At 68.4% G+C, this 14,682-nt stretch carries 19 protein-coding genes; 6 read left to right on the top strand and 13 right to left on the bottom strand.

Features of this window, described 5'->3' with window-relative positions; translation table 11 throughout:
• Nucleotide 1: 1 nt before the first annotated feature.
• On the bottom strand, nt 2-331 hold the full coding sequence (locus J2W21_RS16890; RefSeq protein ID WP_307115681.1) for a PadR family transcriptional regulator: 330 nt from the start codon (nt 329-331) through the stop codon (nt 2-4).
• A gap of 202 nt (nt 332-533) precedes the next feature.
• Here J2W21_RS16890 and J2W21_RS16885 point away from each other — a divergent pair, with 202 nt between their 5' ends.
• Together J2W21_RS16885 and J2W21_RS16880 are read left to right on the top strand one after the other, a co-directional pair.
• Entirely contained in the window at nt 534-1,106 is a 573-nt protein-coding gene (locus tag J2W21_RS16885; protein WP_307115680.1) for an AAA family ATPase, read from the top strand.
• A 225-nt stretch (nt 1,107-1,331) separates the two neighbouring features.
• A complete protein-coding gene (locus tag J2W21_RS16880) occupies nt 1,332-2,003 on the top strand; it encodes a response regulator (protein ID WP_307115679.1) in 672 nt (223 codons plus the stop codon).
• Between the two features lie 194 nt (nt 2,004-2,197).
• Here the strand turns inward: J2W21_RS16880 and J2W21_RS16875 are convergent, their stop codons facing one another.
• From J2W21_RS16875 to J2W21_RS16860, 4 genes are all read right to left on the bottom strand, one after another.
• On the bottom strand, nt 2,198-2,590 hold the full coding sequence (locus J2W21_RS16875; RefSeq protein WP_307115678.1) for a hypothetical protein: 393 nt from the start codon (nt 2,588-2,590) through the stop codon (nt 2,198-2,200).
• Nucleotides 2,591-3,132: 542 nt separating this feature from the next.
• Nucleotides 3,133-3,345 carry a hypothetical protein gene (locus tag J2W21_RS16870; RefSeq protein ID WP_307115677.1) on the bottom strand — a complete coding sequence of 71 codons (213 nt, stop codon included), beginning with the start codon at nt 3,343-3,345 and terminating at the stop codon, nt 3,133-3,135.
• A 131-nt stretch (nt 3,346-3,476) separates the two neighbouring features.
• Nucleotides 3,477-3,773 carry a DUF4193 family protein gene (locus J2W21_RS16865; protein WP_307115676.1) on the bottom strand — a complete coding sequence of 99 codons (297 nt, stop codon included), beginning with the start codon at nt 3,771-3,773 and terminating at the stop codon, nt 3,477-3,479.
• A 206-nt stretch (nt 3,774-3,979) separates the two neighbouring features.
• A complete protein-coding gene (locus tag J2W21_RS16860; RefSeq protein ID WP_307115675.1) occupies nt 3,980-5,404 on the bottom strand; it encodes a phenylacetate--CoA ligase family protein in 1,425 nt (474 codons plus the stop codon).
• Nucleotides 5,405-5,537: 133 nt separating this feature from the next.
• On the opposite strand from J2W21_RS16860, the gene arr reads away from it, so the two are divergent.
• The gene (arr, locus tag J2W21_RS16855; protein WP_307115674.1) at nt 5,538-5,960 is read left to right on the top strand and encodes an NAD(+)--rifampin ADP-ribosyltransferase; all 423 of its coding nucleotides are present in this window, start codon (nt 5,538-5,540) and stop codon (nt 5,958-5,960) included.
• A gap of 25 nt (nt 5,961-5,985) precedes the next feature.
• On the opposite strand, the gene J2W21_RS16850 is transcribed toward arr, so the two are convergent.
• Nucleotides 5,986-6,516: a hypothetical protein gene (locus tag J2W21_RS16850; protein WP_307115673.1), complete on the bottom strand. Its 531-nt coding sequence runs from the start codon at nt 6,514-6,516 to the stop codon at nt 5,986-5,988.
• Nucleotides 6,517-6,638: 122 nt separating this feature from the next.
• Nucleotides 6,639-6,953 (bottom strand): hypothetical protein, encoded by a 315-nt coding sequence (locus J2W21_RS16845; protein ID WP_307115672.1) that lies wholly within the window; start codon nt 6,951-6,953, stop codon nt 6,639-6,641.
• 108 nt (nt 6,954-7,061) lie between these two features.
• Here J2W21_RS16845 and J2W21_RS16840 point away from each other — a divergent pair, with 108 nt between their 5' ends.
• The gene (locus J2W21_RS16840; RefSeq protein WP_307115671.1) at nt 7,062-7,268 is read left to right on the top strand and encodes a DUF4177 domain-containing protein; all 207 of its coding nucleotides are present in this window, start codon (nt 7,062-7,064) and stop codon (nt 7,266-7,268) included.
• A gap of 29 nt (nt 7,269-7,297) precedes the next feature.
• On the opposite strand, the gene J2W21_RS16835 is transcribed toward J2W21_RS16840, so the two are convergent.
• The 3 genes from J2W21_RS16835 to J2W21_RS16825 all read right to left on the bottom strand — a co-directional run bounded on the left by J2W21_RS16835 (nt 7,298) and on the right by J2W21_RS16825 (nt 10,766).
• A complete protein-coding gene (locus J2W21_RS16835; RefSeq protein WP_307115670.1) occupies nt 7,298-7,789 on the bottom strand; it encodes a DUF2199 domain-containing protein in 492 nt (163 codons plus the stop codon).
• A 147-nt stretch (nt 7,790-7,936) separates the two neighbouring features.
• Nucleotides 7,937-8,497, bottom strand: coding sequence for a hypothetical protein (locus J2W21_RS16830; RefSeq protein ID WP_307115669.1), 561 nt, complete (start codon nt 8,495-8,497; stop codon nt 7,937-7,939).
• Nucleotides 8,498-9,206: 709 nt separating this feature from the next.
• Nucleotides 9,207-10,766: an MFS transporter gene (locus J2W21_RS16825; RefSeq protein WP_307115668.1), complete on the bottom strand. Its 1,560-nt coding sequence runs from the start codon at nt 10,764-10,766 to the stop codon at nt 9,207-9,209.
• Between the two features lie 144 nt (nt 10,767-10,910).
• Here J2W21_RS16825 and J2W21_RS16820 point away from each other — a divergent pair, with 144 nt between their 5' ends.
• Together J2W21_RS16820 and J2W21_RS16815 are read left to right on the top strand one after the other, a co-directional pair.
• Nucleotides 10,911-12,005: a permease gene (locus tag J2W21_RS16820; protein WP_307115667.1), complete on the top strand. Its 1,095-nt coding sequence runs from the start codon at nt 10,911-10,913 to the stop codon at nt 12,003-12,005.
• Between the two features lie 8 nt (nt 12,006-12,013).
• Nucleotides 12,014-12,796: a TIGR03943 family putative permease subunit gene (locus J2W21_RS16815; RefSeq protein WP_307115666.1), complete on the top strand. Its 783-nt coding sequence runs from the start codon at nt 12,014-12,016 to the stop codon at nt 12,794-12,796.
• 33 nt (nt 12,797-12,829) lie between these two features.
• On the opposite strand, the gene J2W21_RS16810 is transcribed toward J2W21_RS16815, so the two are convergent.
• The 3 genes from J2W21_RS16810 to J2W21_RS16800 all read right to left on the bottom strand — a co-directional run bounded on the left by J2W21_RS16810 (nt 12,830) and on the right by J2W21_RS16800 (nt 14,628).
• The gene (locus tag J2W21_RS16810) at nt 12,830-13,054 is read right to left on the bottom strand and encodes a hypothetical protein (protein ID WP_307115665.1); all 225 of its coding nucleotides are present in this window, start codon (nt 13,052-13,054) and stop codon (nt 12,830-12,832) included.
• 492 nt (nt 13,055-13,546) lie between these two features.
• On the bottom strand, nt 13,547-14,248 hold the full coding sequence (locus tag J2W21_RS16805; RefSeq protein WP_307115664.1) for an SGNH/GDSL hydrolase family protein: 702 nt from the start codon (nt 14,246-14,248) through the stop codon (nt 13,547-13,549).
• On the bottom strand, nt 14,245-14,628 hold the full coding sequence (locus J2W21_RS16800) for a DUF3467 domain-containing protein (RefSeq protein WP_307115663.1): 384 nt from the start codon (nt 14,626-14,628) through the stop codon (nt 14,245-14,247). The genes J2W21_RS16805 and J2W21_RS16800 overlap by 4 nt, the downstream gene beginning before the upstream one ends.
• Nucleotides 14,629-14,682: the final 54 nt, after the last annotated feature.

Here is a 14,682-nt window from a genome sequence, read left to right as displayed (position 1 = left end):
GTCACTTTTCTCCTTCACGGAGCTGTCCGATGCGTTCTGCGAGGAAGCTCCAGGTCCTCCAGAACTCTTCGAGGTACTCGCGGCCCCGCCCGTTCAGGGAGTAGACCTTGCGCGGGGGCCCCTTCTCCGAGGGGACCTTCTCGACGTCGACGAGGCCGCGCTGCTCGATCCTGACCAGCAGTGCGTAGACGGTGCCCTCGACGATGTCGGAGAATCCCTGCTCGCGCAGCCGGGCTGTGATCTCGTAGCCGTACGCCGGCTGCGCGGCCAGGGTCGCGAGGACGATGCCCTCGAGCGTGCCCTTGAGCATCTCGGTCATCTGCTTGCCCATGGCCAGGCTCCTCTAGCTATTCGGTGTCACTGACTACCGGTACATAGTAGTCACGAGTACTGGTAGATAGCAATACTGAATACCAGCTGGAGTGTGGGGGGGAAGGTGCAGTGGCACGATGCGGCCGTGGCCGAGGGCGCCTCGGAGTGGCTCACTCCAAGAGGCGGCAGCCACGCCACTCCTCGGCACTAAGGTGCAGTCCATGATCGTTTGGCTCAATGGCACCCACGGAGCGGGGAAGACCACCACGAGCGTGCTGGTTCAGCAACTGCTGCCCGATGCGCGCGTTCTCGACGCCGAGAAGGTCGGCGAGGTCTTGATGGACATCAAGCCGGGGCTTCCGGCAACGGACAACTTCCAGCACTGGGAGCCCTGGCGGCCGCTCGTTGTAGAAACTGCTCGGCGCGTGCTCGAGTACGCCGGAGGCACGCTCGTGATGCCGATGACGGTCTTGGTCGAGAGCTACTGGCGGGAGATCAGCGGTGGTCTTGCCGGGCACGGCATACCGATCCGGCACTTCGTGCTCCACGCCGACCAGGGCACCCTCCGCGACCGCATACAGAACGACGAGGCCATGGGCCCCTCGAGCTTCCGCTTCGCGTACCTGGAGCCGTACGCCGAGGCCGCCCGTACCTGGCTGCATGACGAAGCAGAGGTCATCGACACCACATTCATCACAGCAGACCAAGCCGCGCAGCTCATCGCGGATTCAGTGCTTGGTCGCCGAGAGTGTGTACATCGGGCAGGCATGTGTCCGACAGACGACGTCTATTGACCCAGTGGACTCGGTGAGCCACGCGACGTCTCGTACTGGCCCGTATCGGAGACCGCTTCCTAGCATGGCTGCGGGCCGAGAACTGTGCCTGTGGGGAGCGCTGAACCGGAACAGCTCCTCTTTCGTGGAACCCCTTGAACGGACCGCCTGGCGTGTGCCGCACCCCGCACGCTCTGGCGACGGCCGCTGCCGCCCGTTCTGAGGAAAAAGTGTGAGGCGTGCGCCGTGGACAGCAATGAGAAGACGGCCGAGGCCCTACGGGTGTACCTCCTGGACGACCACGAGGTGATCAGGCGGGGCCTGAGAGAGGTACTCGAGGGCGAAGGCATGGTCGTCGTGGGCGAGAGCAGCACAGCAGCTGACGCTGCAGCGAGGATTCCGGCCCTGCGGCCGCACATCGCCGTGCTTGACGCCCGCTTGGCGGACGGCACGGGACCCGACGTCTGCCGGCGCGTCCGGTCGGTCGACCGAAGCATCAGGTGCCTGATACTGGCCGAGGACCACGACGAGCAGGGTTTCCGTGACGCCGTGCTCGCCGGGGCCTCCGGTTACCTCCTCAAGGAGCTCGCAGCCCAGGACGTCGTCGCTGCGGTCCGCCGGGCCGCCGCGGGCGAGGTCCTCATCGACCCCGAGGATGAGGACAGGATCCTCTCCGGCGCTATCGAGACGACTCCGCTGAGGCTGCCGGTCTACGACGGGCTGACCCCCAAGGAGTCCCGTCTGCTGGAGCTGCTCGGTCAGGGAATGACGAACCGCCAGATCGCCCACGAACTGGCCGTCGCCGAGAAGACCGCGAAGAACTACGTCTCCACCGTCCTGGCCAAGCTCGGACTCGAGAACAGGACCCAGGCGGCCCTGTACGTCGCCGAGGCCCAGAGGGAGAGGCAGGGCCGGTGACGCGTGAAAGGTCTCTGTGGTTGTGCCCAAGTCCTCTGGGGCGAATGGGCGCGCAGCCCTAACGTGAAGGTGGCCGGCCTGCCGCCTGATGGGATGGGAAGCCGGCACGCGGCGCCCCGCCTCGGCACCCCCCAGCCGGGCGGGGTGACCGCGGTCGAATCTTTCACATAACCGGAGTGCAGGATCCGGTCCGCTCAGGACTGCATCGCCCGGAGCTCGAAGCTGCTTGGCACCTGGACCCGAACGAGCCGGAGTCTGGGGTCTTCCCCGGTGGAGAAGAGAGCGTAGCTCGACCCATTGGCGACCAGGGCGAAGACAACCTTCTGGCCCCTTTCCGGCATCGGCTCCCAGAGTTCACGTCCGAAGTGCCGGATGGTGAAGTAACGGGGCTTTCCCATGACGTCGTCAGCCTCCAGCAACCATGTGGTGCCGGTGCGGTCCTCAGAGGACATCACGACGACGGCGGTGACCTCCCTCCAGCCAGGGCCGCGAGATGCTAGCTGACGCGCGCGCCGAAACGGCACGGCGGCCAGTCCCAGGTACGCGGCGGCGCTGGAACAGCAGGCGACGAGGGCGAAGCCGGCCACCCATGGAATCCTTACCTGGCTGAAGCCGGGGTCGACGACCGTGATGTCCTGCGGGTTGCCGGGGTCGATGGCGATCTGCCAGCGGGTGCCCAGTGCGGGGGCGGTGCGGCACTCGACGCCGTAGGTCGTAGACCCGATGCCCGCCGCCCTTCCAGCGTGAACTCCATCGTGAGGCGGCACAGCCTGCCGCTCTGGGAGGGGAGGGGCTGCAACGCGGTCAGGGTGCCGTCAGTGTGGGCGTGGGTCGGGGTGTACGGGGCGATTGCCGACCCGAGGGTGTAGGAGTAATGCATCACCACCGCGGTGAAGCCGAGGACGGTCACGGCGACCGCGAGCAAGAGCCTCCGGCGCAGCCACGACTTCCGCCAGGGCTGGGGCTCGTGGTGGAGGTAGGTGGCCGCCTTCAGCCAGACACCGTCCGGAAGCGCGACCGACTCCGTCCACATGACCGGAGTCTAGGGTCCCGGTTCGATTCCTGGCACCATCCAGAAGAAGCCCAGTTCGGAAATAGCCCTCGACCCGCCCATCCCATGGGCCGCCCGTCAGTCCCGCTCAAGGGTCTCATCTAGCTCGCGCCAGCGCTCCCACGCAGCCTGGCGGGTCACACCGAGGGAGCCCGCGATCTCAGTCCAGGAGAGCCCTGCCTTCCGGGCCTCCCGCACGGCCCCCAACTCGGTGTGGTCGCACTTCTGCCGGATCTCATTCACGCAGCGAAGCGTGAGCAGCAGCTCCTGCTGCCACGCCTGATCGGTCATATCCGGAAAGCGCGCTTGTGGCCCGGTGAGAGCGCGATGGGTAACTGGACCGCCGCTGTACCTCGCAATGCTGTCAGGGTCACCTTGCCCCCTCGGACTGTCAAGGTGTCTTGACGCAGCTGACGCCCCGTTCAGCCTTCGCAGTCCCGGCAGTACTCGACCCCGCCCAGGACCACCTTCTGCGTGCGGTGGCGGACCAGGAAGCAGGACTGGCACACGAACTCGTCGGCGCCCTGCGGGATCACCATGACGGTGAGCTCGTCGTTGACGATCTCGCCACCGGACAGGCCTTCCTCGGCGGAGTCGTCCCCGTCGAGCTCGAGCACCACGGACCGCGGATCGGGCTTGTTGGCCGACTTCACGGCCTCCAGCGACTCATGCTGGGATTCCTTCACATCAGAGCGAAGTTCGTCGTAATCGGCTGCCACTTGGCGCGCTGTTCCTTCCAGAGGGGTGATGAGCGACGCAAGACTACACCCGCGCGATGCACATGGCGTCACTTAGTGTCGAAGGTCACCGCACGGCGCAGAGCCGAGGCCAGGGCTGTCGCCCTACCCCGCGCGAAATAGCGCTGTGGGTTCCTCACTATTGCCGTCGAAAGTCATAGACGTACTGCGGTGGTGGCAGGCGCCTGTCACGACGACGGGGGTGTCGGCCGCAGGGGGATAACGGTGCGGTACTTGCCGCCGGTAGTCTGTTCCGGAGGTTCGGAGGCCAGCTCCACGGTCACGTGGGCCAGGCCCAGGTCATTGAGTGAGGCGGCGATCCCCTCCCGTACTGCCGCACGGACTCGTTCGGTGTCTGCGTCCGCGTTCGGGCGCACCCGCACCGACAGGCTCGTGGGGGCAGTCTGGACGATCTGGAACAGTTCCACCCCGGGGGTACGGTCGACGACGGTTCCCAGTGCCAGGGGCGTGACCGTCACCGCGCCGCGGTTGCCGGCGGCCGGGAAGACGAGCACGTCCGAGGCGCGTCCCTGCACCCGGATCGCTGGCGCCGGGTCCCCGCACGGACAAGGATCGGGCCTGACAACGATGCGGTCGCCGACGTCGTAGCGGATGATCGGCTGGACGCGGTTGGCCAGGTTCGTGATCAGCACTGTGTGTGAAACTGTTCCGGGCGGCACGGGACGTTGTTCGGCGTCGACCGGTTCCACGATCACCCAGTCCTCGAGCAGGTGCAGCCAGCCCTCGCCGCAGCCGTAGGCGCAGTAGCCGGACTCAGTGCAGCCGTAGACCTCCCTCACGACAGCCCCGAAGACGCGCTCCAGACGGCCGCGCTCTGCCGGCGGCATCCCCTCGGCGGTGCTGACCACGAGCACCGGGTGCACGTGCAGCCGCCCGGCTTGTTGCTCGGTGGCCAGCAGGCGCAGGACACTGGCGTAGCCACCCAGCAGGGCCGGGTCGAAGCTGTTGAGCTGGGCCACCAGCCGGAGCAGCGGGGAGTGAACGGAGAATATTCTCACGTTCCGGTGACGCCATGGTTTCTCCTGTTTTTCCCGGGTGCCAGCGGCCACGGACAGGAAGTGCCCTCCGGTGGCGATCACCTCGGCGGACCGCGCCCCGCGGCGCATGAGTCGCACCAAACCCCGCCAAGACAACCACTTTGCGGTGAGTAGAGCCATCAGGCCAGAGGTCACGGCCCAGTACCGGTCGTCGAGCACGAAGATGCCCCGGGTGCCTGTGGTGCCGGCGGTGGTGGCCACCAAGTACTTCCCGGCGAAGCGGTGCCCAATCCGGGCTGGATCCGCCACGAACTCCTGGACCCCCGCGAGGGTCAGCGTCGGATCCGTGGCGACCTCGTCGAAGTGGGCCATCAGCTCGCCCTTGTTTGTCACCGGCAACGCAGTGACATCCTCGACATGCTCGGGCAGCCCCTGGTACCGGTTCCGGTAATACGTCGAGTGCTGCCGGGCGTACGCGACCAACTCAGCCAAGCGCGCCCGCTGCCGGCTCCGGATGGCCGCCGGACCCTGTCTGTGGGCCCGGTAGGCGTCCCACCACACCCAGGCCGTGATGCCTTCCCGGCCACCGTGCGTCGACCTGCGTCGCGTCTTCATGGCACGACTCTAGAATTCATCGTCCCCCTAGGGCAGGGCCATTATGCGGGCGACGACGCGATGTTCGGACTGGTCCGGGGCTGAGAATGATGGCAGACTCGCGGGGCCGAATATGCCGATGGGAGGAGGCCAGGTGTCCACACCGCTCGATAGGGGCCCGTTCTTCCATGGCACCGTCGCTTATCTCAAGGTGGGCGACCTGCTGACGCCCGGCCGCCGATCGAACTATCGCCCTGACGTCGTGATGAACCACATCTACTTCACAGCACTCGCCGACGGAGCCGGTCTTGCGGCCGAGATCGCCGCGGAGCTCGCAGGGGGAGCTGCGACTCCACGGGTGTACACCGTCGAGCCCACGGGAGCGTTCGAGGACGACCCCAACGTGACCGACAAGAAGTTCCCGGGCAACCCCACCCGGTCGTACCGGAGCAGCGAACCGCTCCGTATCGTCGGCGAGGTCACCGAGTGGTCACGGCTGACACCGGAGCAGCTGCAGGCATGGCGGCAACGGCTGTCGGTGCTCCGCACCATTGAGCGAGGCGAAATCATCAACTGAGGACCGCCGCCAGACGGGCATCTGTCTAGCAGTTGATGTCCGCGAGGACGTCGTTGAACGCGGCCTGGACAGTGCTTGCGTCTTGGTTGAGAGAACCGAGTGCCTGGGCCAACACGTCATCGTTGGCAATGCCTTTCACGGCCGCATCAAGACGGGTCTCAGCGGCTTTGAGCGCGTCGAGGTGGGCTGGGGCGGCATCGCCGGGCGTTGCGTTCAGGGCGGTGAAGGCCTTGACCATCTGGTCACGGGCGGCGCGGACATCCTCTACCGCCGCACCGGCTTGGAGGTCGTCCTTGAAGCTGGCGAGGGCGTCGCCGAAGGCGCTGGCCGCGGTGCAGGCAGCGGTTGACGACGGGCTGGGCGTGGTGGTTGCCGACGGGCTCGAGGTGCTCGACGGCGGGCTGGGCGCCGTGGTCCCCGACGGGCTCGAGGTGCCTCCCGACGGGCTGGAGGTGGTGGTCGCCGACGGGCCGGGCGTGCTGCTGCACCCTGTCAGCAGCACGAGCGCCGCGCCGACCGCCGCCAGCCGCGCCCGGAGTCGATGGTTCCGCGCCATGGGAGGCCCCTTTCAGAGACTGCGGTCCCCCTCTGGCAATGATGAAGGCGCCGACAGGGTCCTGAGATGAGCCAAATGGCCTGAACCCGGCTCGGACTCCGGGCCGCGCGGCGCGCACGTGGTCAGGTGATCGGGCCGACGCCGTGACTGCTGAGCACCTTGATGACTTCATCGGGATTGTCGGGAGTGATGACCGGCTTGACGCGGTGGCCGGTATCGATCATCAGGCCCGTGTCCTTCTGCGGGCGTCGCACGTCGAGGTTGCGCCAGTGGATGAGGTCTCCGCTGCCCCAGATCCGTCCTTTCCCAGCTGCGCATCGCTGCACGGAGCGGATGTCCGAATACGGCACCCGCTTACTGGTCGCCATAGGGAAGTAGTACCGACGGATGATCAGCGCATCGTCCGTACAGGCCACGAGTCCGTCGTCGTACTCCATGAACAGACCATAGAGCGCCGCACAGCTGATGTCGTGGCGGTCGATCCTTCGTGGGCGCGCTCAACATAGAATGGCGGCGACTGGCAAGCAGCGGAAGGGGACCGTGTCATGCAGTATGTCGTCTTGCAGGTGATCCTCAAGGAGAAGCTCTGGGGGACCGGGTCGGGGAACCTGACCGAGCTCGAGAAGGTCATCAACAACCAGGCCGCGAAGGGGTACCGGCTCCACACCATCACGACCGCGAGCAGCGGCAGCAAGGGCTTCGGCGGCGGCGACCGCATTCAGGCGACGATGGTGTTCGAGAGCATCGCCTAGCCTGTCCTGTGCAAACCGCCGAGCGGCTGTCAGGGCAATGCATCGAGCACTTCCTCGTGCCCCCATTCCTCGGTCAGGAGGGCGTTCAGTCCGGGGTTGTCGCTGGAGAGGCAGTACGGCGTCTGGCTCGGGTCGCGCACTCCGAGGGTGACGGGGGCCCGCAGCAAGCCCCACGGCGTCAGTTCGTTCGCCAGGTAGCCGTGCAGGTGCAGCTGGGCGTATTCGGGCTTCCACCAGACCTCGAAGACGCGCTGCAATTCAGAGGGATCGACGGCGACCCACACCCCGAAGGTCACCGAGTAGCCTCCGGAGAGCCGTACCGGCAGAAGCGCACGGACGAATGCTCCGACCCCGTTGACCTGCATCATCACGGATTCGTTCGCCGTCGGCCCCGTCATCCACGCTTGAAAGTCGCCTTCCGGCCCCCGCTGTTGCAGCACAGGGTCTGGCCATTGGAAGCGGACGTGGCGATCATGCTCATCCACCGGCCGCCCGCACGATGCACATATCTGTGTCTCCACGCGACAAGGCTAAACGGTCGATCTGCACAAAGCAGTGCCCCGGACCATGGGGGTAGCCGGGGTACTGCGCTGGAGTGCCAAGGGCGGTTGCCTGAGCGTCAGCTCTATGCCTGGCCCAGGGCCAATGACGGTGGGTCTACCGTCTGCCTACCGGCATAGCCTCGTCGTACCCGAGGACCAGGTCGTCCTGTAGCGGTAGATCGTGGTTCCGTTCCGGGTGTGGCCGACCGGGCCGAGGTTCGTGCCGCTGTGGTGCCTCCCTGCGAGGTCGTTGTAGCTGTCGACCGTCGTGCGGTAATAGGCGCAGCCGCGAGTAAGGCTCCCTCGAGCGGTGTTCCACCCGTTGTGGTAGACCCAGCCTCCGCCTCGGTTGGACCAACCCCACCACTCGCGCTCCTCGATCTTCATGTAGTTCGCGCATCCGTAGGTGCCACGGCAGTCGTGGCTGAGGTAGGCCCAACCCTCGGCAGTGGTCGAGCTGACCTTATGCGGTGCATAGACCGAGTAAGTGAACGCCGCGGCCTCCGCCGGGGTGGCGGTAGCAACCTCTACTCCGGTAGCGACCAGGGCAATCAGCCCAAAGGTGATACCGATTTCCCGAAGGAGTCTGGAAAGCCGAGACGCTCGGGCTCTCGGCCGTCCGCGCCGCTCTGCCAAAGCGGGGTGCGCCCTCGTGTCCTGGGCGGATTGTTCGATCATGTTTGCCATGACAACCTCCTCAGTTGTTGTGGGCCAATGCGTTTGATCGATTCTGGATTGAGTACTCAAGGAGTCATGGGCTCCGGTATGCGAATCTCGAGGTCGTCCCGCACCACCTGCGAAGAAAGTGTCGTCGCAAGTAAGTGCCGTCGATGGGGAGATCATCGCTGGACTGCGAGCTGTTTCCATGAGGCATTCCAGATCCCTGCGCATCACCGTGGGCGGGTCGTGCGCATGAAATGACACCCTTTTGAGGGAAAGCTCCCGGGGAAGTTTTTGTGGGATACGCCGGAGATCTCGACTGGTACGTTAGGGCGAGAATAAAAAGTGAGGTGCGCGGGTCCGGCAGATATGATTGCACCACCGGGTTGCAGGCCCGGTCAAGGGCATAATGCCAGCCCTTATGGGTCCCCGGACAAGGTCGGAGTTTTCTTGTCGGTAAGGTGACGGGACCAAGCTGATTTACAAAGGGTGGCGTCTCGGTTCAGAGGGCTTTAGACCCTTGATTCACATATTCTTGAGTCTTCTGGATTGCACGCCCTCGATGACAGGGCCGGTGTCCGGGGACAAAGCAGTGCCCCGGACCATGGGGGGTGGCCGGGGCACTGCACTGGAGAGTCTAGGACGGTTGCCTGAGTGTCAGCTCCGAAGACGAGGTCCGCGGGCGGTCAGCAGTGGACATTGGAGTAGTTCGCAGAGCCCCGGGGGAGTGCCCCGTTCAGCCGCTGACCGAGGAGCCGCGTTCGGCGCGCCGGCCATCCACTGCCTCGGCGGACTCCTCCTTCTGGGCGCGCAGGTGGTGCGGGGTGGCGAAGAAGAGCGCGCACACTGCGGCGACCAGGACCACGGACGCGGGCAGGATCAGCGTCTGGCTCATGGCGTGGGTGAAGGCGTCGTGGAGGAACGCGGGTAGCACGGTGGAGTTCGAGCTGCCGAGCTGCCCGCCTCCGGCTTTGCTCCCCGGCGGGAGGACTGCCTTGATCTCGGCGGTGATGCGGCTGGTCATGAGTGCCGCGAGGGCTGCCGAGCCGATCACAGCGCCGACCTGCCGGGTCGTGTTGAACACGCCCGAGCCGGCGCCCGCGGCGCGCAGGGGCAGGTTCCGGTTCGCGGTGGTCGCCGTGGGGCCCCACATGAACGCGCTGCCGAGGCCCATCACGAAGGAGGGGATGAGCAGCAGGCCCCATGCAATGGTGGGGGAGAGCATCGCCGAGTAGAGCCACATCCCGGCACCGACCAGGGCCGCGCCGGGCACCACGAGGTAGCGGGGGTGCACCCGGTCGGTGAGGCGGCCGGCAATCGGGGCGAGCACCATCGTCATGACTGCCGATGGCGTCCCCATCAGCGCCGATTCGAGCGGCGTCATCCCGCGCACGGCCTGGAAGAAGTAGACGACCGGGATGAACATCGCCGTGATCGAGAAGCCCACGGCGGAGATCGCCGCGTTCGCCAGGGAGAAGTTCCTGTCCTTGAACAGCCCGAGCGGAAGCAGCGGCTCCTTCTTGTTCACGGCCTGCCAGACCACGAACAGGACGAGGAAGCCGACTCCGGCGGCGACGGAGGCCCACACCCAGCCGTTCCAGTCGTAGGTGTTCGACTCCTGCAGGCCGAAGACGAGGAAGAACATGCCGGCGGCCGAGAGGAGCATCCCGAGCCAGTCGAAGGTGTGGCTGTGCGTCTCGAGCCGGGGCACCAGGGCGGCCGCCATCACGAACGCCACGACCCCGACGGGGACATTGATGAAGAAGATCCACTCCCACCCGAGGGTGTCGACGAGCAGACCGCCCAGGACCGGGCCGACGAGGGTGGCGAAGCCCGCCGTCGCGCCCCACAGGGCCATGGCGCCCCCGCGCTTCTCCGGCGCGAAGGTGCGGGTGATGACGGCCATCGTCTGCGGGGTCATGAGCGCCGCGCCGAGGCCCTGCACCGCGCGGGCGACGATCAGGTTCGCGATGCCGCTGCCCGGCAGGAGGTCAGACAGGCCGCACCACAGTGAGGCCAGGGTGAAGACCACGAGGCCGATCAGGTAGATGTTCTTGGGCCCGAACCGGTCGCCGAGCCGCCCCGTCACGAGCAGCGGCACCGCGTAGGTGAGCAGGTAGGCGCTCGTGACCCAGATGACGTTGTCCGTGGTCGTCGAGAGCCCGGCCTGGATCGAGGGGTTGGCCACCGAGACGATGGTCGTGTCGATGAGGATCATGAAGAAGCCGATGACCAGCGCCCACAGGGCCGGCCAGGGCCGGACCTCCTTGGGGCGGGTCTCGTGAGCCGGAGTCATTCCGTGCGTCCTTCCGTGCGGACCGAAGTGGGGAGTTCTGGTCCCATCATCCCAAGCGCCGTGCATTACGCGCACTGCACCGCGCCCCCGGCAGACGGACTCCCGCCCCTTGTCGCCCCACGGGCCCGGTCGTAGCCTCTCCCCATGTCGCAGCCGGAACCAGACCCGGACAGCCTCGCACCGCCGTTGGGTAGGCCGTCCGAGCCGCCTCCCGAGCAGGTGCGCCGTGCGGAGGCGATCGCCCGCACTGCGGTCTTCCTGGTCCTGGCGGCCATCGTCCTGGTGCCCGTGCTGATCTTCCGTGCGTTCGTCCCGTCCGCCACTGCGGGGATCGAGGGCGCGGCCCGGGACTTCTTCACCCTCGCGATCAGCGTGGTGATCGAGTCGCTGCCGTTCGTCTTCCTGGGCATCCTGATCTCGATCATCGTGCAGGTCTGGCTCCCGCAGGGTCTGCTGCTTCGGCGGCTGCCGGCCCGGCCGGTCCTGCGGCGCCTGGCGCTGTCCTTCCTGGGGATCCTGATGCCGGTGTGCGAGTGCGGCAACGTCCCGCTCGCGAGGGGCCTGATCTCCAACGGGCTCACGGTTGCCGAGGCGATGACCTTCCTCTTCGCCGCCCCGATCCTGAACCCGATCACCATCATCACCACCCAGCAGGCCTTCGGCTGGGACAGCCCCGTCCTCGCCGCACGCGTGGCGGGCGGGTTCCTGATCGCCAATCTGGTCGGTTGGATCTACGCCCGCCATCCCCGGCCCGAGGAACTGCTCACCCCCGGATTCCAGGCGGTCTGCGCCGCAGACGGACATGGACACGGCCACGATCACGGCCACGGGGCGCAGGGCAGGGTCCGGCGCAGCCTGGAGCTCTTCGCCCATGAGACCAACGCCATGCTGCCGGCCCTGGTCATCGGCGCGGCCCTCGCCGGCCTCATCCAGGTCGTCGTCTCCCGCGACGCGCTCGTCGCCCTCGGCGGCGACGTGATCTGGTCGGTGCTGGCGCTGATGGCGCTGGCCTTCATCGTGGCCCTGTGCTCGAACGTGGATGCCTTCTTCATCCTCTCCTTCGGCAGCACGTTCCTGCCCGGCGCGATCGCCTCATTCCTGGTCTTCGGCCCGATGATCGATGTGAAGATGATCGCCCTGCTGCGGACCACCTTCACCGCGAAGACGCTGGCGGTCCTGACCCTCCTCATCGGCGCGTGCGCCGCCGTCCTCGGGTGGGCGGTCAACCTTGCGGCCTAGGAGCTCGGATGCTTAGGGGATTCGCCGGCAGGGCCGGCGTCATGCTCAGCCTCACCGCCGTCGCTGCCACCCTGTGGCTCTCGGCCACCGGGCGTCTGGGCCTGTATATCAACCCCGGCTACGCCCCGTTCGCCACCGTCATGGCCGTGCTCGGCGGCCTGCTGGCGGTGGCGGCCTTCGCGCTCGTGCCCGCAGCCGCGCCCCGGGCAGCGGGACGGGAGGGACGCGGGCGTCGCGAGGGGGCGCCGTCACCGGGCGCCGGGGAGGCGGTGGGGCGTCTCCGGGCCGCCGGCAGTCTCCTGGTGGTCGCGGCGGCCGTGGTCGGGCTGCTGATCCTGCCGCCGAGGACGCTGACCTCTGCCACCGCCAGCCAGCGCAGCCTGAACGTCTCCGGCACCCTCAGCCGCGCGCAGACCAGCACTCTGGAAGGCCAGGATCCCGCCGCGTACACGGTGCGGGACTGGGCCTCCCTGCTGCGCTACGACACGGACGGCCACCTCGTCGGCAAGAGTGCCACTCTGATCGGCTTCGTCACCCCGGACCGCACCGACCCCGCCAACGTCTTCTTCATCACCCGCTTCGTGATCACCTGCTGCGCCGTGGACGCGCAGCCGGTGGGCGTCCCCGTCTACCTGCCGGGCTGGCAGAAGCAGTACAGCGCCGACGCCTGGGTCACCGCCACCGGGACGTTCTACGAGAGCCCGCACCCGACCAAGGGCGCCTCCACGGTCATCACGGCCGACCAGATCACCAACACCGCCCAGCCCCCGCAGCCGTACCTGACGCGGTGACCGGACGGCCTGGCCCGTGGGGGAGAGGGGCCGCTAGGACTCCGGGCCCTCGCGCTCCCGCAGGGCCGCACGGGTCCGCGCGTTGCGCGCGAGCCCGAACGCCGAGGCGGAGGTGAGGACCAGCCCGAAGCCGAGGAGCAGGTACGGCCCCGCGGACGCCGGGCCGCCGTCGGACGGTGCCGCCGCACCGCCGCCGGCCCGCAGCGCCGCCACGGGGGACACCGCGGACTCGGGAGAGGCCGCGGTGCTCGGGCTCACGGACGGCGCGGACGACGACGGTGCTGCCGCCGGCGATGCCGGGGCGGCCGCCCCGGGCTGGGGCGGCCGATCTGACGGCCCGGGTGCGGGAGCCGCAGACGCGGGCCCACTGGGCGCGGGGGGCCCGGGGGCGGGGGCCGCGGGTGCTGCCGGCGCCGGCGCCGGCTGCGGGGGCACCGGGTTCGGGGCCGTCCCGCCGACAGGGGCCGTGCTCGGCGCCGGCGTCGGCCCGGTTGCGGGCTGAGGAGCGGTGGACGGGCTCGGCGACGGGGAGGGGCGGCTGGGCGGGCAGAAGAGGGTGAGCAGGCCCGGACAGCCGGCGGGCACGGCCATCTGCCTGCTCAGCGCACTCGGCGCCGGCGAGGCCACGGCGGCCGGCGCCGCCGGGAACACGCCGAGGACTGCTGCCATGGCTGCGAGCAGCACCGCTGCCGGTGCCCGGCCCCGCCCGCGTGAAGTGCCCACGGACAGCAGATCCTACCCAAGAAGCCCCTACTTCCCGAGCAGGCCCGGGAGCTGGTCCCGCACGGCGAGGGCCATGAGCGCGCCGCCGGCCTCATTGGCGTGCACGCCGTCGCTCGAGAGGCCCGGCAGCCACGTCCCGTCCGGGGCCGTGACGGCGCTCGTGACGTCGAGCCACGGCACCCCGTGCGCGGCGGCCCACGCGCGCAGGATCGCGTTCAGCTGCAGGGTCGAGGCGCCGTGGGCGGCGGAGGGCGGCACCGAGACCAGCATGGCCCGCACGTGCCGGGCCAGCACGTCCCGGACCAGGAGCTCCACCCCGGCCGCGGCCGCGGCGGGCGGGGCGCCGTCGCGCAGGATGTCGTTGGTGCCGGCCTGGACGAGCACCACGCCGCCGCGGGCGGTGGCCTCGCGGACCCACGGGCGCAGCTCCGCGGACGTCCGCCCGGCGTGGGAGGAGAGCACGCCGGGGGAGGCCCCGGGCACGAGGGAGTCGGCCACGGAGAGCCGGTACCAGGAGTAGGGGACGCCCGAGTGGGAGTCGCCCAGGACGCTCACCACGGTCTGCGCCGCGGGCACCGCCTGCGCCGCGTCCCCGCCGGGGGCCGCAGCCCCGGGGGAGGCGGCAGCGTGCGGCGAGGGGCCGGCGTCGTGCGTCCCCAGCGCCGAGCAGGCGGCGAGCAGCAGGAGGGCGGGCAGCGCCGCGAGGGACCGCGCGAGGGCGGGCCTCATTCGGGGCCTTCCACGCCCTCGTCGTCGATGCGGATCTGGCGTCCCTGGGAGTCGTAGAGGGGCTTGGCCGGGGGCTTGCGGCCGGTCTCGTGCTCCCAGACGCCGAGCTGGCGCGTGAGGGCCGCGGCGAGCTCGAACACCTGCTCCGGGGGGATGCGGATGCGGCTCACCACGCGGCCGGGGATCACCTCGGCGTGGTCGCCGTCCTCGGTCTCGCCCACCTGCGGGGGCTGGGTGAGGGCCACGAAGTCCAGCACGAACACGTTGGGCGTGTGCCAGAGGTTGGCGAAGTCGGCGAAGCGGCCCTCGATGTTCTCCTCGGGCAGGGAGATCTGGAAGACCTTGGGCATCTCGGGCATTTCCGGCTCTGGCTCGGTCATGCACCCCATCATTGCGCGACGAACGGGGCCCGCGAAGCGTTCGCGGACCCCGTT

This window comes from Sinomonas atrocyanea, assembly GCF_030811715.1.
In the GTDB taxonomy this organism is placed as follows: domain Bacteria; phylum Actinomycetota; class Actinomycetes; order Actinomycetales; family Micrococcaceae; genus Sinomonas; species Sinomonas atrocyanea_A.
The sequence above is the reverse complement of the archived record's forward strand: the minus strand, read 5'-3'. Positions and strand labels throughout refer to the sequence as shown.